The sequence below is a fragment of the Bradyrhizobium sp. CCBAU 51765 genome (assembly GCF_015291725.1).
Lineage (GTDB): Bacteria > Pseudomonadota > Alphaproteobacteria > Rhizobiales > Xanthobacteraceae > Bradyrhizobium > Bradyrhizobium liaoningense.
The window spans coordinates 2,111,073-2,129,569 of sequence record NZ_CP030038.1; the positions used below are offsets into that span (position 1 = coordinate 2,111,073).

The 18,497-nt window shown below is 63.4% G+C and carries 17 protein-coding genes, 1 other RNA gene and 1 pseudogene; 11 read left to right on the forward strand and 8 right to left on the reverse strand.

Translation table 11 applies throughout. The annotated features are described in order from the left end of the window. Positions 1 to 399 precede the first annotated feature (399 nt). On the forward strand, positions 400 to 2,196 hold the full coding sequence (locus XH96_RS09950) for an ABC transporter ATP-binding protein (RefSeq protein ID WP_194392339.1): 1,797 nt from the start codon (positions 400 to 402) through the stop codon (positions 2,194 to 2,196). A 54-nt stretch (positions 2,197 to 2,250) separates the two neighbouring features. Next, on the forward strand, positions 2,251 to 3,657 hold the full coding sequence (locus tag XH96_RS09955; protein WP_194392340.1) for an MATE family efflux transporter: 1,407 nt from the start codon (positions 2,251 to 2,253) through the stop codon (positions 3,655 to 3,657). Between the two features lie 211 nt (positions 3,658 to 3,868). Here XH96_RS09955 and XH96_RS39805 read toward each other — a convergent pair. Together XH96_RS39805 and XH96_RS09965 are read right to left on the reverse strand one after the other, a co-directional pair. Beyond that, positions 3,869 to 4,049: pseudogene (locus XH96_RS39805) on the reverse strand (transposase); the annotation flags it as partial. A gap of 179 nt (positions 4,050 to 4,228) precedes the next feature. After that, complete coding sequence (locus tag XH96_RS09965) at positions 4,229 to 4,915, reverse strand: hypothetical protein (RefSeq protein ID WP_194392341.1); 687 nt, start codon at positions 4,913 to 4,915, stop codon at positions 4,229 to 4,231. A gap of 317 nt (positions 4,916 to 5,232) precedes the next feature. Here XH96_RS09965 and XH96_RS09970 point away from each other — a divergent pair, with 317 nt between their 5' ends. Continuing rightward, positions 5,233 to 5,736, forward strand: coding sequence for a hypothetical protein (locus tag XH96_RS09970; protein ID WP_194392342.1), 504 nt, complete (start codon positions 5,233 to 5,235; stop codon positions 5,734 to 5,736). Between the two features lie 434 nt (positions 5,737 to 6,170). Here the strand turns inward: XH96_RS09970 and XH96_RS09975 are convergent, their stop codons facing one another. Then, positions 6,171 to 7,055: a LysR family transcriptional regulator gene (locus XH96_RS09975; protein WP_194392343.1), complete on the reverse strand. Its 885-nt coding sequence runs from the start codon at positions 7,053 to 7,055 to the stop codon at positions 6,171 to 6,173. Positions 7,056 to 7,160: 105 nt separating this feature from the next. Between XH96_RS09975 and XH96_RS09980 the strand changes: the two genes are divergently transcribed. Together XH96_RS09980 and XH96_RS09985 are read left to right on the forward strand one after the other, a co-directional pair. Next, positions 7,161 to 7,628, forward strand: a complete 468-nt coding sequence (locus XH96_RS09980; protein WP_246790024.1) for a VOC family protein — start codon at positions 7,161 to 7,163, stop codon at positions 7,626 to 7,628. A gap of 24 nt (positions 7,629 to 7,652) precedes the next feature. Next, complete coding sequence (locus XH96_RS09985; RefSeq protein ID WP_194392344.1) at positions 7,653 to 8,312, forward strand: SDR family NAD(P)-dependent oxidoreductase; 660 nt, start codon at positions 7,653 to 7,655, stop codon at positions 8,310 to 8,312. Positions 8,313 to 8,705: 393 nt separating this feature from the next. Here XH96_RS09985 and XH96_RS09990 read toward each other — a convergent pair whose 3' ends face one another. After that, positions 8,706 to 9,128, reverse strand: coding sequence for a VOC family protein (locus tag XH96_RS09990; protein ID WP_246790026.1), 423 nt, complete (start codon positions 9,126 to 9,128; stop codon positions 8,706 to 8,708). Between the two features lie 206 nt (positions 9,129 to 9,334). Then, positions 9,335 to 10,078 carry a sulfite exporter TauE/SafE family protein gene (locus tag XH96_RS09995; protein ID WP_194392346.1) on the reverse strand — a complete coding sequence of 248 codons (744 nt, stop codon included), beginning with the start codon at positions 10,076 to 10,078 and terminating at the stop codon, positions 9,335 to 9,337. 230 nt (positions 10,079 to 10,308) lie between these two features. Between XH96_RS09995 and XH96_RS10000 the strand changes: the two genes are divergently transcribed. After that, complete coding sequence (locus tag XH96_RS10000) at positions 10,309 to 10,566, forward strand: hypothetical protein (protein ID WP_194392347.1); 258 nt, start codon at positions 10,309 to 10,311, stop codon at positions 10,564 to 10,566. A gap of 251 nt (positions 10,567 to 10,817) precedes the next feature. Here XH96_RS10000 and XH96_RS10005 read toward each other — a convergent pair whose 3' ends face one another. Continuing rightward, entirely contained in the window at positions 10,818 to 12,188 is a 1,371-nt protein-coding gene (locus XH96_RS10005) for a PLP-dependent aminotransferase family protein (RefSeq protein ID WP_194392348.1), read from the reverse strand. Positions 12,189 to 12,267: 79 nt separating this feature from the next. On the opposite strand from XH96_RS10005, the gene XH96_RS10010 reads away from it, so the two are divergent. Further along, positions 12,268 to 12,708: a DUF983 domain-containing protein gene (locus XH96_RS10010; RefSeq protein ID WP_371740032.1), complete on the forward strand. Its 441-nt coding sequence runs from the start codon at positions 12,268 to 12,270 to the stop codon at positions 12,706 to 12,708. Between the two features lie 66 nt (positions 12,709 to 12,774). Further along, positions 12,775 to 13,488, forward strand: coding sequence for an alpha/beta fold hydrolase (locus XH96_RS10015; RefSeq protein WP_194392350.1), 714 nt, complete (start codon positions 12,775 to 12,777; stop codon positions 13,486 to 13,488). 227 nt (positions 13,489 to 13,715) lie between these two features. Here XH96_RS10015 and rnpB read toward each other — a convergent pair. Continuing rightward, positions 13,716 to 14,195: RNase P RNA component class A (rnpB, locus tag XH96_RS10020), an RNA gene on the reverse strand. 151 nt (positions 14,196 to 14,346) lie between these two features. Here rnpB and XH96_RS10025 point away from each other — a divergent pair. Together XH96_RS10025 and XH96_RS10030 are read left to right on the forward strand one after the other, a co-directional pair. Beyond that, positions 14,347 to 14,700, forward strand: coding sequence for a YciI family protein (locus XH96_RS10025; RefSeq protein WP_027572587.1), 354 nt, complete (start codon positions 14,347 to 14,349; stop codon positions 14,698 to 14,700). Positions 14,701 to 14,816: 116 nt separating this feature from the next. Beyond that, on the forward strand, positions 14,817 to 16,049 hold the full coding sequence (locus tag XH96_RS10030) for an RNA polymerase sigma factor (RefSeq protein ID WP_194392351.1): 1,233 nt from the start codon (positions 14,817 to 14,819) through the stop codon (positions 16,047 to 16,049). A gap of 152 nt (positions 16,050 to 16,201) precedes the next feature. On the opposite strand, the gene XH96_RS10035 is transcribed toward XH96_RS10030, so the two are convergent. Next, positions 16,202 to 17,065, reverse strand: coding sequence for an N-acetylmuramoyl-L-alanine amidase (locus XH96_RS10035; RefSeq protein ID WP_194392352.1), 864 nt, complete (start codon positions 17,063 to 17,065; stop codon positions 16,202 to 16,204). A gap of 441 nt (positions 17,066 to 17,506) precedes the next feature. Between XH96_RS10035 and rsmH the strand changes: the two genes are divergently transcribed. Beyond that, positions 17,507 to 18,496, forward strand: coding sequence for a 16S rRNA (cytosine(1402)-N(4))-methyltransferase RsmH (gene rsmH, locus XH96_RS10040; protein ID WP_194392353.1), 990 nt, complete (start codon positions 17,507 to 17,509; stop codon positions 18,494 to 18,496). Position 18,497: the final 1 nt, after the last annotated feature.

Here is an 18,497-nt window from a genome sequence, read left to right on the forward strand (position 1 = left end):
CATGACGGCGGAGAGCGAGGCGATGGCGGCGCGCACTAAATTGCAACACTCGTCCGTGATCTCGCATGGGCCCCGTTGCAATTCGCAAACGACACATCTATAAAACGCACCTCATTCATTCGAACCGGGAGGGATTTGCATGATTTCGTCGCATTCGCAGATCGTACGCCCGCGCTCGATGATGACCTCGATCACGTTCTGGCTCGGTATGTACGCGGCCTGTTAGAGGCCTCTTCCGCCAGCTTCGATTGGGCCAAGGTTTCGACCCAGCGTCCCGATCGCTCCGCTTCCCAAGTCAAATCCCAAGTCAAAATCAGTTTTGAGTGACGCCGTTCCGGCCTTCGCGGCCGGCTTGCGTCCATCGATGGAGCCGGCCCGCGTGTGCGGCCGGATGATGCCATGACCGCTCTGTCAAAGAAGCCCGCCGCGATTCGCGTGGTGCTGCCCTTCGTTTTCCGGCACTGGCTGAAGCAGCCGGGGCGCGGCCTCATCGTCGCCGGCGGGCTGCTGGGTGCGACCGTTGCCGACCTGTTCATGCCGGTATTCTCGGGACATCTGGTCGATGCGCTCACCCGCGGTCCGTCCGATCCCGATGCGCGCCACGCGGCGCTGGTCGCGTTCGGCGCCATCGTGGCGCTGGGCGCGGCCTCGATGGTGCTGCGTCTCGTCGGTCTCCAGGCGATCGTGCCATTCACGCTCAAGATCATGTCCGACGTCGCGCAGGACGCGTTCACGCGCGTACAGCGTTTCTCGACCGACTGGCACGCGAACTCATTTGCCGGATCCACGGTCCGCAAGATCACCCGCGGCATGTGGGCGCTCGACCTGCTCAACGACACCATCCTGATGGCCCTGGCGCCGTCGCTGCTGGTGCTGGTCGGCTCGATGATCCTGATCGGCGCGCACTGGACCTCGCTTGGCCTGGTGATCGCGATCGGGGCGATCTTCTACGTCACGATCACGGTGGTGTTCTCGACCCGCTACATCGCGCCGGCCGCGCGCATCTCCAATGCCTGGGACACCAAGGTCGGGGGCACGCTGGCGGACGCGCTGACCTGCAATGCCGTGGTGAAATCGTTTGGAGCCGAAGCGCGCGAAGACACGCGGCTCGCCCGCGTCGTCAATCGCTGGCGCGTGCGCGTGCGGCGGACCTGGTATCGCTACAATTACACCGCCATGTCGCAGCTTTCCTTGCTGCTGTGCCTGCGCGCGTCCGTGATCGGCGGGTCGGTGCTGCTGTGGATGTCAGGTCACGCCTCGCCCGGTGACGTCACCTATGTGTTGACGAGCTACTACGTCATTCACGCCTATCTGCGCGACGTCGGCATGCACATCAACAACCTCCAGCGCTCGGTCAACGACATGGACGAGCTGGTGGCGATCCATGACGAGCCGATCGGCATTGCGGATGCTCCCGACGCACGGCCGATCGCGATCGAGGGTGGCGAGATCGTGTTCGACGACGTCACCTTCCACTATGGCGGCCATCGCGCGCCGCTGTACGACGGCTTGTCCGTCAAGATCCGCGCCGGCGAACGTGTCGGCCTGGTCGGACGCTCCGGTTCGGGCAAGACCACCTTCGTCAAGCTGGTGCAGCGGCTCTACGACGTCACCGGCGGTCGCGTGCTGATCGACGGGCAGGACATCGCGCACGCCACGCAGCAATCGCTGCGCAGTCAGATCGCGATCGTGCAGCAGGAGCCGATCCTGTTCCACCGCACGCTTGCGGAGAACATCGCCTATGGGCGGCCCGGCGCCAGCTTTGAAGCGATCGAGCAGGCGGCGCGGCTTGCCAATGCGCATGATTTCATCCAGCGCCTGCCGAAGGGCTACGGCACGCTGGTCGGTGAGCGCGGCGTGAAACTGTCGGGCGGCGAACGGCAGCGCGTGGCGCTGGCGCGCGCTTTCCTGGCGGACGCGCCGGTGCTGATCCTGGACGAGGCGACGTCGAGCCTCGATTCGGAATCGGAAGCGCTGATCCAGCAGGCGATGGAGCGCCTGATGAAGGGCCGTACCTCGATCGTCATCGCGCATCGCTTGTCGACGGTGAGGAGCCTCGATCGCATCCTGGTGTTCGACCGCGGCGAGATCGTCGAGCAAGGCACGCATGCGATGCTCGCAGCCAAGCAAGACGGCGTCTATCGCGGCCTGTTCGAGCGCCAGGTGGTGGAGCTCGGACAGATCGCAGCGGAGTGAGGCGCGCGGCGGCGGGGCGAAGGTCCCGACGTCACGCCGCCATAGGTGAATGACATGAAAGACCTGGCGAACGGCTCCATCGTGAGACACATCCTGGCCATGACGCCGCCGATCATGGCCGGGATGATCTCGATCATGGTCTGCCAGCTGGTCGACCTGTACTTCGTGTCGGGCCTGGGCGATGCGGCCGTGGCAGGCGTCGCCGCGGCCGGTAATGCCGGCTTTCTCGTCAGCGCGCTGATGCAGGTGCTCGGTGTCGGCACGGTGGCGCTGATCGCGCACGCCGTCGGGCGCAAGGATCGGCCCGACGCCAATCTGATCTTCAACCAGGCGGTTGCGCTATCGGTGCTGTTCGGCGTGTTGACCCTGGTCGCGGGAGCGCTGCTGGCGCGCGCCTACATGCGTTCGGTCGCCGCGGACCAGGCCACGATCGAGGCAGGGACCACTTATCTGTTGTGGTTCATGCCGGCGCTCGCGCTGGAATTCGTCATGCAGGTGACGGCATCTGCCCTGCGCGCGACCGGGATCGTGCGCCCGGCCATGTTGGTGCGGGTCGTCGCGGTCGTCATCAACATCGCGCTGGCCCCGGTGCTGATCTCGGGCTGGGGCACCGGCTACGCGCTCGGCGTTGCCGGCGCGGGGCTGGCGAGTTCGATCGCGGTCGCCATCGGCGCGCTGATGCTGCTTGTCTATTTCCGCAAGGTCGAGCGCTATGTCGCGTTCAATCCGGCGCAGTGGCGTCCACAGCCGCGACATCTCATGCGCATTCTCAATGTCGGCCTGCCGGCCGGCGGCGAGTTCGCGATGATGTTCATCTTCATGGCGGTGGTCTACTACGTGCTGCGCGATTTCGGCGCGGCGGCGCAGGCCGGATTCGGCATCGGGCAGCGGGTGCTCGGCCTCATCCAGATGCCGGCGCTTGCGGTGGCGCTGGCGGCCGGGCCGATCGCCGGCCAGAATGTCGGCGCCGGCAATGGCGCGCGCGTGCGGGAAACCTTCGTCAAGTCGGCGCTGATCACCAGCGCCGTGATGGTCGGCTTCATGATGCTGGCGCAGTTGAAGCCGGAGCTGCTGCTCGCCGGATTCTCGAACGACCGGGAGACGATGGAGATCGCCTACCTGTTCCTGCGGATCATCTCGCTCAACATGGTAGCGCAGGGTCTCATCTTCACCTGCTCGAGCATGTTTCAGGGCCTCGGCAACACCAAGCCGGTGCTGCTGAGTTCGGCGACGCGCGTCTTCACCTATTCGCTGCCGGCAATCTGGCTGTCGACGCGGCCAGGCTTCCGGATGGAGCACGTCTGGTACCTGTCGATCGCGGCGACGACGCTCCAGGCCGCGTCGAGCCTGTGGCTGTTGCGTCGCGAATTCGGCAGGCGGCTGGTATTGCCTCCTCCGGAGCAAGCTATGGAGCCGTCGGGGTCCGAGGTCGCGCCTCCTGCACGCGCGTCCGCGCTTTAGCCAAAGCAGATCGGATCGCTGCGATTCCTTTTCGGCGGGATGTTAGCTCACAAGCAGACCATTACCATCGACCACCGCGTGATTTTGCTCGTCAAGCCGCCGCGTGACCTTCCCATCGATTGGCGCTTGTTCCTTGTGATACAGGCCCATGTTGATGCAGACGTGTCGATCAACTGCACCTCAGCATCATGAGCGCCGGCCAGTGCGCTCATGAGCTTGGCCCACACGCCCGCCCGTCGCCGGCGAACGAACCGATTGTAGCAGGTCGGGTACGGACCGAAGTTTTCCGGCAGGTCACGCCATGGTGTTCCAGAGCGCAAGACCCAGAAGATGCCATTGAGGACACGACGGTCATTCACTCGTGGCACACCGCGCGGCTTATCCGGCAGCATCGGCTCAATGGCAAACTACTCATTGTCTGTGAGTTCGTGGCGCATGATTCGGCCCCTTCCGTCTGGTGGCTTGAATCATGGCTCGGCCGTCGGGCTGAACTGGCCGCTATGCACCCAAAAGCGGACCTAATATGCTCACCTTGAGTTTTGTTGTGCATGACCCATAGCGGAAGCGTTCGTCATTTCGCCTTGTCGGGCTCCTTTTGGTACTGGTTTGTCCAGTCCTCTTCGTCTTCGTCGAAGAAGTAGGGCAAGGCGAACCCCGAGAGCTTAGGTCCGTCTTCTAGTTTCTCTGTTTTTAGCTCAGGCTCTGGCACGTAGGCCGAGATGATATCCGAGATCAGCCACGAGAACAGCGTCGTGATGTTTTTCGAAACTTCTAGCACGACATTGCTCAGGTCGGAGAATGCCTTGATGTCGGCAGCTAGACTAGCTTGTTCTCTCTCGTCGATCTTTCCAGCAAGACTCAGTGCGCTGCCCGTCGCGACCATCTCGGATGCATAGTAGAAGGTGTTGCCGTGCGTCTTTGACAAATAGAACTCCCACGGCTCGGTCTCAGGCAGCCGCTGGAAGTTCTCCTCCATCAGATCGTCCTTGTCTTTGTAGTGGAACGCCACCTTATTGCGTATCTCGGTTACCGCATTCTTCTTGCCAAAGTACTCGTTAAGCTTCTTGAGCGCTTCAGCTGCTTCATCCTCCAGCTTCGTCAGGTATTTCTCCGATATGTTCTTGTTCGACTGGGCACGCGCTTTGAACAATTCCCATGCTTCATGCAATTTCCCGATCAGGATGCGCATGATGATGAAAACCTGCCCGCCCTCGGTGAAGTCCTCAACTTGCGTGGGCGGATCGCCCTTGCGCATCATCAAAATGAACTTCGAAAGGACATTTAGTTCGTTAGTGGCGTGACCTATGAGCAGTAGCAGCGAACGTTCGTCCCTTCCGGAGCTGACCGAAGCGCAAATTGCGGCGCTGCGGTTTTGACGCGCGAGCGACTGCGTCTGACATCGAAGAGAGAGCCGATTAGCTGGTCGCCTAAGTCCATCTTTAACTTGAATGGTCAAAACATTGACACGTCGGGCAAAACGCCGGCAGAATAGCATCATCGAGACGAGTCTGCGTTGCACCCGCGCCGGTTTTTCCGCCGCGGGTTTTTTGCGTCCTCGATCCCAAATGACTTGGAGTGAATCTTCAGACGGATTTTCAAGATGACCAAGTGGTGAACTGCAACGTTCTTTCCCAGAATGCTCTCGCGAGGGCGGCGGCTCGCCGCGCTCTGAAGCAGCGCACGTTGACTGAAATCAAATACCTGGCGCGGACGCACACGAATCTCGCGATCAAGACCCTCGTGCAGATCATGCGCGGTAAGGACGCTCCCGCCCATGCCCGCGTCATGGCGGCCAACGCCATTCTCGATCGGGGGTGGGGCAAGCCCTTGCAGCCGATCGCGAGCGAAGACGACAACCCCATCCAGTTCGTTCACCGCATCGAGCGGGCCATCGTGCATCCCGGCGCCGACGTGACGATGGAAGCGCATATCGAGGAAGCTGTGCAGCGAGGGCCAATTAGTGTCCTTGGCAGCCTTGGTGCGATCCGCGATGAGGATGCCTCTTATGAAGACTTTGGTTGGAGTCGCAGGAGAAGGCATGAGCGATATACTTCAGAAGTTGCTTCAAACGCGGGTTGAGCCAGGGCCGAAACCCGATTGGCCGCGATGGATCGCGGACGCACTTGATTACAAGCCGGAGAAGTTGGCGCGGGTAGAAGCCTCGCCAACCAAGCCGGTCTCATCGGGAACCGAGGGGCGGCGCAATGTTCGGGTATTGACCCGCATATCAAGCTCTTGAAGCTTAAGCTCGCCGGATACCGCGGGCTTTTGACTGCCCATGTCGGCTGCTGGGGCCGAGGGGACATCTTCTAACGGCCAGAGCATTTCGGCTTGTGGCCCATCAGCGAAGTTGCGCGTCGGCTGACGGAGGTCCGCTCGTTGCGGCAGAGCGGACGAGATTTGCTCAGCTTGAGTTCTTCGCTTTTTGACCCGAAGCGGACCTCGCACCTCTGCAAGATGGGGATCAGAAGAGAAGCCTCAAAGTAACGGAATTCTCTTGCTCTGCCGCGAGCCTAGGCTCTAAGCGCAGTAATCACCGCCCTCAGGCCTGCAGAGAGATACTTTCGGGCGGGATAGTACAAATAGAGCCAATCTTCAGGCGGGCACCATGCGTCCAGCACACGGACCAACTGGCCTTCGGAAATCGCGCGAATAGCATAGTTCTCCCAAAGATAAGCCAGACCAAGACCATCAAGTGCAGCTTGGCGCATGAGGGCGTGGTCATCCAGCGACAACGGGCCGGTCGGCAGAAACTCCACTTCCTTGCCGCCCTTGGCAAAGCTCCAGGCATATCGCGCGCCGCTGGGGTACAGGTTCTGGATGCAGGCATGATGCCTTAAGTCATGCGGAGATTTTGGAATTGAACGCGTCTTGAAGTAGCTCGGCGAGCCCACGACTGCGAAGCGCAATCGCGTCTTGATCTTCACGGCAGTCATGCCGTCTCGAAGACTTTCTCCCAACCGTATTCCGGCATCGAACCCCTCTTCAACGATGTCCACGAGGCGATCGGTCGCAACGATCTCGAGCTGAAGGTTCGGATTGTTGGCCAGCAGTGGCTTCAAGACTGGACCGACGACAAAGGATGCGATGGACGAGGGCACATTGATGCGCACCTTGCCGAACGGTGTGTCCCGAAACTGATTCAGGCTGTCCAGCGCCGAAGCGATGTCGGCGTAGGCGGGAGAAAGTCGCGCCATCAGCATGGCGCCAGCGTCTGTCAGTGACACACTTCGCGTGGTGCGGTTGAGGAGACGGATCTCGAGGCGGGCCTCCAAGCTGGACACGGCATGACTGATCGCAGATGCGGTCACGCCCCGTTCCTCGCCTGCGCGGCGGAAACTGCGATGTCGGGCGACGGCATCGAATGCCGCCAGTTCGCTGAGGTCGGTCGCTCTCATTCCTGAATCCCGCTCAGCATTATCTTCAAGATTATCTAGCTAATCAAGGGCACGTTGATCGGCCATTTTGGCGATGTCCGGCGCTGATGCCGGCCGCGAAAGGAGATGCACATGGCCGATTTCATACCCCCCGCGAAGAACGCCAACTCGCCCTTTGCTGATATGAGGGGGCACCATGTTGCCGTGCGCACACCCGACCTCGAAAGCGCGCTGGCCTTCTACGTCGAAAAGCTCGACTTTCGCGTTGTCGCGACGTGGGACTATGCCGACGAGAAACTCGCCTACATCGCGCCCGCCAACGACGATCGCTTCTATGTCGAGATCCTCGGCGGGGGTGAACCGGCGCCCACGGAAGTGCGGCCGTACACGGATCTGGCCGATAGTCTGAAATACCGCGGCTACCACCATTTCTGTCTGAACGTCGAGAGCGTCGAGCAGACCGTCGCCAAGCTGCGTGCGCGCGGCGTCACCATCGTCACCGAGCCGTTCGTCCTGCCGGCCATCAGCCGCAAGCTGGCTTTTTTCTGCGATCCCTTCGGCAATCTGATCGAACTGGCTGAAGTGTTGACCTGACGGCTCCAGCGAAAGGGAATTGAAATGTCCAAATCACTATTCATCATCGGCGCTGGGCCTGGCATCGGCCAAGCCACCGCCGAGCGCTTTGGCCGCGAGGGCTGGACCATTGTTATGGCCAGCCGCAACCCGCGCAATCTCGATCCGCTGGTGGCCGAACTCGTCGGCAAAGGTATCACCGCCCACGGGATCGTTCTCGACGCTACCGATGCGCAAGCCATGCGTTCTGCGGTTCGTAATGCCGACCGGATCACGGGCGGGCTGACAGGGGTCTTCTACAACGCGGCATTCGTGCGCAAGCAAGACCTGTTCACCATGACTGATGCCGATGTGCTGAACGATCTTGCCGTCAATGTTGCGGGTGGGCTCCATGCGATTCGTGCGGGGACGGAGCTGTTCGACAAGCGCGGCGGCACAATTCTCATCACGGGAGGCGGCTTCGCGTTAGCCCCGCATCACAGCTATGCAAGCCTCGGCATGGGAAAAGCCGCGCTGCGAAACGTCGTGCAAGCGATCGCGCCCCAGCTCGCGGAGCGCAATGTTCGTATCGCGATGATGACTGTCGCAACCTTGATCACTCCACATTCGGCCGAGGCCGACGGCGTAGCGGACGGCTTCTGGTCGCTTGCCCACGGTGCGGCCGATGTGTGGGAAGCTGTCTATCCCGCTGCTTTGGCCGAATAGGGTCTTTTCATCGCGAGATCGGTGCGCGAAGTGAAAATGCCTGCCGTCCCGCCTACTCAAGGAAATCATCCATGTCCCAAGTAACGCTCATTGCCAAGCTGACAGCGAAACCCGGACACACCCATGCCGTGCGCGATGGCTTGTTCGGGGCTACTTGATAAAACCCGCGCGGAAGCAGGGGAGCGGGCGCTCTCATAGCCGGATGGATCGCGGTCAATCTCGGAGGCCGACCTTGAAGGGCTTGTAGCCAGCTTGTGGCCCGATCCTGACGAGACTCACCCCCCAATCATGTCCGCTCTCAAGGAGGGCCGGAAGTGTCCAGCTCAGTCAGCGATGGCGCTGATGACCCAAAGCGGACGGGCCACTCGACGCAGCTTGCTTTCGAAGGGGTAGCTATCTCTTCCCCAAATCCTCTGCGAACCGCAGCAGATAACCATCGGGGTCTTGGACCAGGAATTGCCTGTTGCCGCGTTCCTCTCCTGCGATCCGATACCATGCGTCGTGACACTCCCTGAAGAGAGCCCATTCGTGCTGCTTCAGTGCATCGAGAAGAGGGGCAACAGACTCGACGAAAATTTGAAAATTAATCCCGCGGCCCAACGGCCGCTCTAGAGGCCCGGTTTCCCAGTTCCCATTTCTCTGATTTAGCATGACCTGTGCGCCCTGTAGCTCGATGAACATGAAGAGGTTCTCAGGCCTTTGATAAGCAATCTGAAAGCCAAGTATATCGCACCAAAAACTCTTGCTGCGTTCCAGGTCAAATACGTCAAACTCGGGTACAAGCCGACCAAAGCCGCCACTAGGTAGTCTATCCATCGTTATTCCCATGGCTCGGCCGTCCTCCACGCACTTGGTTCAGCAAACCATGGCAGGGCGGGATTCCGCTCTCGTGAGGGCTATTTATCATAGATCCCTTGCGACTGCTTCTGGCCCTTCTCGGAAGTCCGACAACGTCCGCTTTCGCGCCGCTATTGGGGGACAAGCGGACATCGGTCCACGCGGCTAATTTATGAGTACGCGGCCTAATGCGTGACAACGCTGTTCCAGACGAGGCCAAGGCCCGACAGGAACAACAGGCCGAGCACGACATCGCCGAAATGCTTGTCGCTCAGGGCGTGATAGACGCGGGCGCCGGCCCATGCGCCGATCAGCGTGCCCGGAAACGCGACCAGTGCGAGCCAGACCACTTTCAGTTCGACCAGACCTGAGGCCGTCTGCAGCACCAGCGCGGTGGTGAGCACCGTGAAATTGAAGAGCTGGAAGATGCCGCGCCGCTCATGCTTGTTCCAGCCGCGGATGTTGGCCCAGAGGATCGGCAGCGGTCCCGAGAGTCCGGCAAGGCCGCCGAGAATGCCGCCGGCAAAGCCGATCGCTCCGTCGGCGATCCTGCCGCCGAACCTGAAGGCGAGGGGCCTCTTGTTGAGGTAGAGCGCGCTCGAAAAGACCAGGAGCAACACACCGACGCTCAGCTTGAATACCTTCGGATCGGCCGTGGCGACCATCATGGTTCCCAGCGGGACGCCGATCAGGCCTCCGATCAGGAACGGCCAGACCAGCGAGAGGTCGAAGCTTTTCCACATCGAGGGCAGCGTCGAGGTCTGTGCGATCACCGAGCAGATCAGCACCAGCGGTACCGCGAGCGAGGGCGGCAGGACGTAGAGCCAGATGCCGAGTGCCATCAGCGCCGTGCCGAACCCGGCCAGTCCCGAGACGAAGCCGCCGGCCAGCGCGCCGAACAGCAGCAGGACGTAGGTGAGCGTTTCCAACAGATTAGCCTTGTCGCGAGGGGCGATCCCGGACTGTCGACCGCCGTCGCTCGCATAGCATGCTTGCTGCAGTTCCGGTCAATCCATGCTGCACGCAAGCGTGATCTGCGGGGTGTCGGGCTTTCCCGGAAGACACGCCTACATGATGGCCGTACTTCAATCCCCGGGGCCGCCCGACGCAATCATGCGCCCGGATCGGTCAGTCCTGAATGCGATGATGGAGAATGACCATGACCCGCACCAAGATTGCCGTTGCAGCCGCGCTGCTGGCGGTCGCGTTGACGCCGACAATGGCCCAGGCACAGTTTTCCGAGCCAGCGGCCTATCAGGCCGCTCATCCTGATCGCGATGTGCTGAACGGCGGCCAGCTCACGCCTGCGGGGCGTGCGGCTCGTGGTGAGGCAGTAGCCCCGAGCGAGGCCTATGCGGCCTATCCTGCGGCCGTTGCACCGGTCGCTCGGCCACGCCACCGTCGTCATCATCAATGAAAGTCTAAAGCGGAATGGCTTTAGGTTGAATCGAATTGCCACGGGCTCGGTGCAATCTCTCCCGCTTGCGGGAGAGGTCGCGCCCACCGGGTCGCGCCGAAGGCGCGCCCGATGACAGGCTCCGGCGCGGGTGAGGCTTTCTCCTCTGGGGGATTATCCCATTGCGGAAACACCCTCTCCCCAGCCCTCTCCCGCAAACGGGAGAGGGAGCGCACTTACGTTGTAGCAATCAAACCTGATCTCATCATGACCTAGACGATCTGCCTGGTGTCGGCAGGCTTCTGCAGCGCGCCGACCAGGATGCGCAGCGCCTCCGCCAATTCCGATCTGTTCCGCGCCGCCCCCAGCGAGACTCGTGCCGCATGCGGCGGTGCCCCGTCGACCGTGAAGGCATCGCCGGCGACGACCGCCAGTCCATTCCGCAGAAGATGTGCCGCGAGATCGGGCCCGCCTTCCGGCAGCCGCAACCACAGATGATGGGCGGCGGGCCTGGCCAGGAATTGAAAACCCTTCAGCGTGCGCTGCGCGAGCTGCTGGCGGCCGACCGCCTCGCTGCGGATGGCGGCGATGATGCGATCGGCAATGCCGCTTTCGATCCAATGCGTCACCAGCGCGACCATCAATGGCGCCGGCATCTGCACGGTCGCCTGCAAGTACGTGCGCATGTCCCGCTGCGCGTTGCTGTCGGGCGTCACCAGATAGGCGACGCGCAGCGCGGGCGCGATGCATTTTGACAATGTGGTCGCGAGATAAGTCCGCTCCGGAATGAGGCTCGCGATCGGTGATGCCGAGCGCTCGAGCAGGCCGTAGGCGTCGTCCTCGATCAGGGGCGTGTCGGCATCGCGAATGATCTTTGCGACGGCATTGCGCCGCTCGGCGGACAGCGTCGCGGTGGTCGGATTGTGCAGCGTCGGAATGAGATAGACGGCCTGTGGCCGGTGCGCGCGGCACGCCTTCGCCAGTGCATCGGGCAGGATGCCGCCGTCATCCATGGCGACGCCGACGAGCTTGACGCCGAGCCGTGCGGCGGCGGCCTTGATGCCGGGAAAGGTGAGGGCTTCCGTCAGAACGATGTCGCCCGGCCGCGCGAGATGCGCGAGCAGGTTGAACAGGATGGTTTGCGCGCCGGGGAAGATCAGGAGCCTGTCGGCCTGCGCATGCGGAACGCGTGCGCGCATCCAGCGCGCCGCGACCTCGCGCTCATGCGCGCTGCCGCCGGGCGGCTGATAGTTGAGATACGCCGTCAGTCCCGATTGCGCGCGGATGGCTTCCATGCCGGCGATGATGCGCTCGTCGAGCTGCGCCTCCAGCGGATGCGGCGGCACGTTCATCGAGAGATCGATCGCGACGGGATGCGGCAGGTCGACCGCGCGGCGCGCGCTGGTCTCCGACACGAACGAGCCCTGTCCGACGCGGGCTTCCATGATGCCGCGGCGCCGGGCTTCGGTATAGGCGCGCGTCACCGTGGTCAGGTCGATGCCGAGAGCTTTTGCGAGCGCGCGCTGCGTCGGCAATTGCTGGCCGCGCACCAGCCTGCCCGCAGCAATGTCGGCCTCCATCGCATCGACGATGCGCTGATAGCGCGGGCCGCTCAGCTCCGAGATTGTAGGGGTCCAATCCATGCAATTCAGCCCCATATCCTTTGAATGTATGGATGCAAGATATTATTGTATGGATCGTCGAAAAGGAAGAGGTGTGGTCATGGCGGTCTCTCTGGCGCCGGTCTCTCTGGCTAAGGCGATGTGGCGCGGTTTCAGCGGCAAGTGTCCGAATTGCGGGGAAGGGCACATGTTCGGCCGTTTCCTGAAAGTGGCCGACGCGTGCGACCATTGCGGCGAGGAGCTGTTTCACCAGCGCGCAGACGATTTTCCCGCCTATCTCGTGATGGTCGTGGTCGGCCATCTCGTGGTGCCGGCGATCCTCGCGGTCGAGACCGCCTATGCGCCGCCGGAATGGTTGCAACTCGCGGTGTGGCTGCCGGTGACGCTGTTCGCCTCGCTCGCGCTGCTGCAACCGACCAAGGGCGCCATCGTCGGGCTGCAATGGCAGCTCGGCATGCACGGTTTCGAGGCGAGCAAGCTGCGGCGCGAGGCCGCCGAGCTTGCACCGGTCCTGGTGAAGGCGGATACCCGCGCGGCCTGAGCGGCGTTTACATCGCGCGGCCGGCCAGTACACTCCGTCGTACCAACAAGAACGATGGAAACGCCGATGGCCGCACGCGCGAAGTCCTTCCTGCTCTGTCACGGCGCCTGGTCCGGCGGATGGGCCTGGAAGAAGATGCATCCGCTGATGGCGCAGGCCGGCCATCGTCTGATGGCGCCGACCTACACCGGGCTCGGCGAGCGCGCGCATCTCGCAAGCCCCACGATCGATCTGGAGACGCACATCCAGGACATCCTCAACGTCATCGCCTTCGAGGATCTCAGCGACATCGTGCTGCTTGGCCATAGCTATGGCGGCATGGTCGCGACCGGCGTCGCCGATCGCGCGCGCGAGCGCGTGACGCAGCTGATCTATCTCGACGCCTTCGTGCCGCGCGATGGCCAATCGCTGTTCGATCTCAATGAGGCCGGCCGCGAGCCGATGCAAGGGGCAGCAAGCTCGGGCGACGGCTATCGCATCCCGCCGAATCCGCCGCCGCCCGACACGCCCCAAGCCGATCTCGACTGGCTCAATGCACGCCGCGTCCCAATGCCGATCAAGTGCTTCGAGACCAGACTGAGGCTCGAGCACGGCGAGCCGGCGATGCCGCGCAGCTACATCTATTGCACGCGCATCCCGCCGGGCGATGTGTTCGGGCAGTTCGCCAAGCGGACGAAGAGCGAGGAGGGCTGGCGCTACGTCGAGCTCGACGCCAGCCACGCGCCGAACGTGACGGCGCCGGAGGCCTTGATGGCGGTGTTGAACGAGATCGTGGCTTAATTCTCCGCCGTCATTCCGGGGCTCGCGAAGCGAGAGCCCGGAATCCATCCCTCCACCGTCTCTGCCACCTGATGGATTCCAGGCTCGTGCTGCGCACGCCCCGGAATGACTGCGGTGAAAATGGTGAGGGGTCCGATGCGCTAGCACCGAACCCCTCGTCGCTTACCGAGCAAGACGCGTTTTCTTCACGCGAACCGGAAAACCCACTTCGCTCGAAAACGCTTTAGAGTATCAGCCGGCCTGTAAGCCGGGTTCTGTAGGGCACCGTCCGCTTGCGCGAACGATACGTGACGGCCATTCCTCTGGGACCATGTTTGCACATGGCCTCGAGCAACCTACCCGGACGGCGGGCCTGACATCGCCCCGCGGCGTTATCGCTTGCGCGAACAGCCCGCTTAAGCCGTCCCTATTCGGTTTTGCTCCCGGTGGGGTTTGCCATGCCGGCTCCGTTGCCGGAACCGCGGTGCGCTCTTACCGCACCTTTTCACCCTTACCTGCCTACGCAGCTTGCGCTGCTACGGTACGGCAGGCCCGAGGGCTTGCCGCGCCGAAGCCCCGGAGGGCGAAGGCGGGCGGTTCGTTCTCTGTGGCACTTTCCCTGGGGTCACCCCCGCCGGACGTTATCCGGCACCGCATGTCAAGGGAGCCCGGACTTTCCTCCCCGGCGGCCTTTCGGCACGTGCCGGAGCGGCCGTCCGGCCGACTGACGGATTACGCATGGGGCATTTGTGACGGTTTCGTCAAGCCGATATCGCGACGCACGCTTCGCCCGCAAATAATCTATCCTGAAGATGTCGTTTGGTGCGTGCCCCGTTCGACTGGATGTCGGCAACACAGCCGGGCAACAGGAGTGAAGCGATGCAATATCTGCTGATGATCTACCAGAACGAGGTCGAGTACGCGAAGAACGACGCGGCGACGAGCCAGAAGATGCTGGCCGAATACCAGGCCTTCACGCAATCCATCATCCAGAGCGGCAACTTCAAGGCCGGGGACCGCCTGCAGCCGACCACGACCGCGACGACCGTGCGCGTGCGCGAGGGCAAGACGCTGACGACCGATGGTCCGTTCGCGGAAACGCGCGAGCAGCTCGGCGGTTACTATCTCGTCGAGGCGAAGGATCTGAATGCGGCCATCGAGATCGCGGCGCGAATTCCCAGCGCACGCATCGGCTCGATCGAGGTGCGGCCGATCTGGGTGTATGAGAAGTGACGGCGAAGCCGTCATTCCGGGGCTCGCGAAGCGAGAATCCGGAATCTCGCGCCACAATATCGAGATTCCGGGTTCGTGCTGCGCACGCCCCGGAATGACGTGCAAAGCATCGTTCAATGACCCCTGGCGAGATCGACAAAATCTTCCGCGACGAGGCGGGGCGGGCGCTGGCCACGCTGATCCGTCTCGTCGGCGATTTCGATCTCGCCGAGGACGCGCTCCAGGATGCTTTTGCCGTCGCGCTGGAACGCTGGGCGGGGTCTGAGGTCCCCGGCAATCCGCGCGCCTGGCTGGTCAATGTCGCCAAGCACAAGGCGATCGACCGGATTCGCCGCCAGGCCGTCTTCCGCGGCAAGCAGCAGGCGCTGGTGCATGAGCTCGAACTGAACGCGCAGGGCCCCGATGAGCCGCCTGCAACGCTGGACGACGACATGCTGCGGCTGATCTTCACCTGCTGTCATCCCGCGTTCGCGCCCGAGGTCCAGGTCGCGCTGACGCTCCGCACCGTCTGCGGGCTCTCGACGGCGCAGGTCGCGCGCGCGTTCCTCGTGGGCGAGGAGGCAATGGCACAGCGGCTGGTCCGCGCCAAGCAGAAGATCAGGCTTGCCGGCATCCCCTATGAGGTGCCCGAACGCGACGCGCTGGTGCCGCGGCTCGATGGCGTGCTCGCCGTGATCTATCTCGTCTTCACCGAAGGCTATGTCGCGACCGAGGGCGCGGACCTGATGCGGCCCGATCTTGCGGCCGAGGCCATCCGGCTCGGCCGCTTGCTCGATCGGCTGATGCCCGATCGCGCCGGCATCAAGGGGCTGCTGGCCCTGATGCTGCTGCACGACGCCCGCCGCGCCGGACGCGAGACACCGGCCGGCGACATCGTGCTGCTCGAAGAGCAGGACCGCTCGCTGTGGGATCGTGGGCAGATCGATGAGGGCCTGCGTCTGGTCGACGATGCGCTGCGCGTGCCCGGCCGGCCGCAGCCCTATGCGGTGCAGGCCGCGATCGCCGCGCTGCATGCGCGTGCGCCGAGCTTCGAGGAAACCGATTGGCCGCAGATTGCGGGACTCTACGAGGTCTTGCTGCGCATCAACCCGTCGCCGGTGATCGAGCTGAACCATGCCGCGGCGGTGTCGATGGTCGATGGGCCGGCGCGAGCGCTCGATCTCGTCGATGCGATCACCGCGCGCGGCGGGCTTCGCGGCTATGAGCTGTTGCCCGCAGTGCGCGCGGATCTGTTGCGGAGGCTCGGCAGGACGGAGCAGGCGCGCGAGGCCTATCATGCGGCGACGGAGGCGACGCAGCTCGAGCCGTTGCGAAGGCTCTATGCGCGAAGGATGAGGGAGATGGAGTGATGCTCTCGTGCCCCGGACGCAGCGCAACGCCTCTATGGCGATGCGCCGCAGAGCCGGGGCCCATCTCGTCGCAACGGGCTGCATCGCCGATTGGGTTCCGGCTCGCGCTTCGCGCGTCCGGGACACGAGAGCGAACCGCATGGCCTACGCCGTCACTTCGACGCCACCGTCGTCGCTTCCGCCGGCAGGCTCGCCAGCAGTGCCTGCAATGTCGACAGCGTCGAATGATCGGCGACGCCATCGAGCCGCGCCGGACGGAAATGGCGCTGGAAGGCGGTGACGACTTCCAGCGTCGCGGCGTCGTATTTGCCGGTCAGCGGCACGCCGTAGCCGTACCTTGCGAGCGCCTGCTGCATGCTCAGCACGGCGTCGCTGATGGTGCCGAGCATCAGAGTCTCGCCGCGCACGATCGGAGCGGGCGTGACCCAGTGGCCGACGCCGGAATTGGCCAGCGAATGCCATGGAAATTTTTCGCCGGGGTCCTTCTTGCGCGCGGGCGCGACGTCGGAATGGCCGAGCACCCGGTGGGCCGGCACCTTGCGCCGGAGCATGATGCCGCGGCACAGCGCGATCACGGCGGCGATCTGGCGCAGCGGAAACTCGGGATAGCCCCAGTCGTGGCCGCGATTGATGATCTCGATGCCGATCGAGCAGGAGTTGATGTCGTCCTCGCCGGCCCAGGAGGAGACGCCTGCGTGCCAGGCGCGCTTGGCCTCGGGCACGCATTGCACGATGCGGCCGTCCTCCAGCACGACATAATGTGCCGACACTTCGCTGCCCGCCGTGCACAGCCGTGCCAGCGCGCCCTCGACATCGGGCATGCCGGTGTAGTGCAGCACGATCATGTCCGGCTGCCGTCCCTTGTTGCGCTCGCCGTAATTGGGCGAGGGGATGATGTCCGAGACGATCGACGAGTCGGGCTCGAACGTCCGCAGGCTCGCCACGGTCTTGGGAACCGGGAGAACGCGTTGACGCTTCGAATCAGATCCAGACGGTGTGGACGAACCGGAGGGCATGAGCAGCTCGAACGAACGGAGAGTGGGGCAAGCCCTTCTCTTTACTATTCCTTTACCGTCCACCGCGCGCAATCGCACGGCGCGGTTAACGGATGCATTTCGGCGATGTGTGTGGATGATGCATCACCCCGCTCGTCACCTTTACGACTTGTATTGAGTCGAGCAACGCTTTCTTAACGCTAAGGGCCGTTACTGAGGGATGAAGTGCCGACCCGCGTCCGGAGGCGGCCAAAGCGTATTTTGGCTCGAAATCCCATGGCTGCCCGACAAATTCCACTGGGAACACTGGGTTTGTGGCCTGGGACGACCGGGCCCGGTAACCATGCTGGACGAGGACTTTGTCGTGGAACCGCCGCGACGCGTAATGATTCGAGGCGTTATGGGCTTGTTCGTCCCCGATCTTGCTTGGATGTCAGGCCGGTCGGTCGGCAGGCGTTTCGCATGAGCTCGGTTCCGCACATCCCCGTTCTTGGTCGGGAGGCCGTCGCGCATCTCGCTCCGCGCGAGGGCGGCGTCTATGTCGACGCCACTTTTGGCGCCGGCGGCTATAGCCGCGCGATCCTGGAAGTGCCGGGAACCAGACTCATCGCCATTGATCGCGACCGCACGGCGATTGCCGGCGGCGCCGGGCTGGTCGAACGTTCCGCAGGCCGGCTGATGCTGGTCGAGGGCCGCTTCTCCGATCTTGCCGAGGTCTGCGCGGAGCAAGGCGTCGAGGCGATCGACGGCGTCGTGATGGACGTCGGTGTGTCCTCGATGCAGCTCGACCAGGCCGGCCGCGGCTTCTCGTTCCGCCTCGACGGTCCGCTCGACATGCGGATGGGGCAGACGGGCCCGACCGCGGCCGACGTGGTCGCGCGTGCGTCGGAAGGCGATCTCGCCGACATCATCTATCTCCTCGGCGAGGAGCGGCATTCGCGCCGCATCGCACGCGCCATTGTCGCGGACCGCCAGGAGACCCCGTTCACCACCACGCGCGCGCTTGCCGATCTCGTCGGAAGAGTGGTCCGCGCAAAGCCGGGGGAGATTCATCCGGCAACGCGGACGTTCCAGGCGCTGCGCATCTTCGTCAACGAGGAACTCGACGAGCTCCAGGCCGCGCTCGCTGCAGCCGAGCGCATGCTCAAGCCCGGCGGCCGCCTCGTCGTGGTCTCGTTCCATTCGCTGGAAGACCGCATCGTCAAGAATTTTCTCGCTGAGCGCTCCAGGACCGGCGGCGGTTCGCGGCATCTGCCGGAAGTCGCGCAAGTGACGCCGAGCTTCCGGGTTCTGACGCGGCGGCCCGTCGTCGCCGGCGAAGACGAAGTTGCGCATAATCCGCGTGCACGCTCGGCAAAGCTGCGCGCCGCCGAGCGCACCGCGGCGCCGGCGCACGAGACCGACGAGGCATCGCCCTGGCCGAAACTCTCCGACGTGATGAGGGGCGGCTAGC

Excerpts from the sequence above, each read along its gene's own strand:
- XH96_RS10035 (WP_194392352.1), bottom strand. The coding sequence starts at position 17,065 with ATGCCCTCCGGTTCGTCCACACCGTCTGGATCTGATTCGAAGCGTCAA.
- XH96_RS09950 (WP_194392339.1), top strand. The coding sequence starts at position 400 with ATGACCGCTCTGTCAAAGAAGCCCGCCGCGATTCGCGTGGTGCTGCCC.
- XH96_RS10030 (WP_194392351.1), top strand. The coding sequence starts at position 14,817 with ATGACCCCTGGCGAGATCGACAAAATCTTCCGCGACGAGGCGGGGCGG.
- XH96_RS09980 (WP_246790024.1), top strand. The coding sequence starts at position 7,161 with ATGCACATGGCCGATTTCATACCCCCCGCGAAGAACGCCAACTCGCCC.
- XH96_RS10005 (WP_194392348.1), bottom strand. The coding sequence starts at position 12,188 with ATGGATTGGACCCCTACAATCTCGGAGCTGAGCGGCCCGCGCTATCAG.
- XH96_RS09955 (WP_194392340.1), top strand. The coding sequence starts at position 2,251 with ATGAAAGACCTGGCGAACGGCTCCATCGTGAGACACATCCTGGCCATG.
- XH96_RS10025 (WP_027572587.1), top strand. The coding sequence starts at position 14,347 with ATGCAATATCTGCTGATGATCTACCAGAACGAGGTCGAGTACGCGAAG.
- XH96_RS10015 (WP_194392350.1), top strand. The coding sequence starts at position 12,775 with ATGGCCGCACGCGCGAAGTCCTTCCTGCTCTGTCACGGCGCCTGGTCC.
- XH96_RS09965 (WP_194392341.1), bottom strand. The coding sequence starts at position 4,915 with ATGATGCGCAAGGGCGATCCGCCCACGCAAGTTGAGGACTTCACCGAG.
- XH96_RS09985 (WP_194392344.1), top strand. The coding sequence starts at position 7,653 with ATGTCCAAATCACTATTCATCATCGGCGCTGGGCCTGGCATCGGCCAA.
- rsmH (WP_194392353.1), top strand. The coding sequence starts at position 17,507 with ATGAGCTCGGTTCCGCACATCCCCGTTCTTGGTCGGGAGGCCGTCGCG.
- XH96_RS10010 (WP_371740032.1), top strand. The coding sequence starts at position 12,268 with ATGGCGGTCTCTCTGGCGCCGGTCTCTCTGGCTAAGGCGATGTGGCGC.
- XH96_RS09975 (WP_194392343.1), bottom strand. The coding sequence starts at position 7,055 with ATGAGAGCGACCGACCTCAGCGAACTGGCGGCATTCGATGCCGTCGCC.
- XH96_RS09990 (WP_246790026.1), bottom strand. The coding sequence starts at position 9,128 with ATGGATAGACTACCTAGTGGCGGCTTTGGTCGGCTTGTACCCGAGTTT.
- XH96_RS10000 (WP_194392347.1), top strand. The coding sequence starts at position 10,309 with ATGACCCGCACCAAGATTGCCGTTGCAGCCGCGCTGCTGGCGGTCGCG.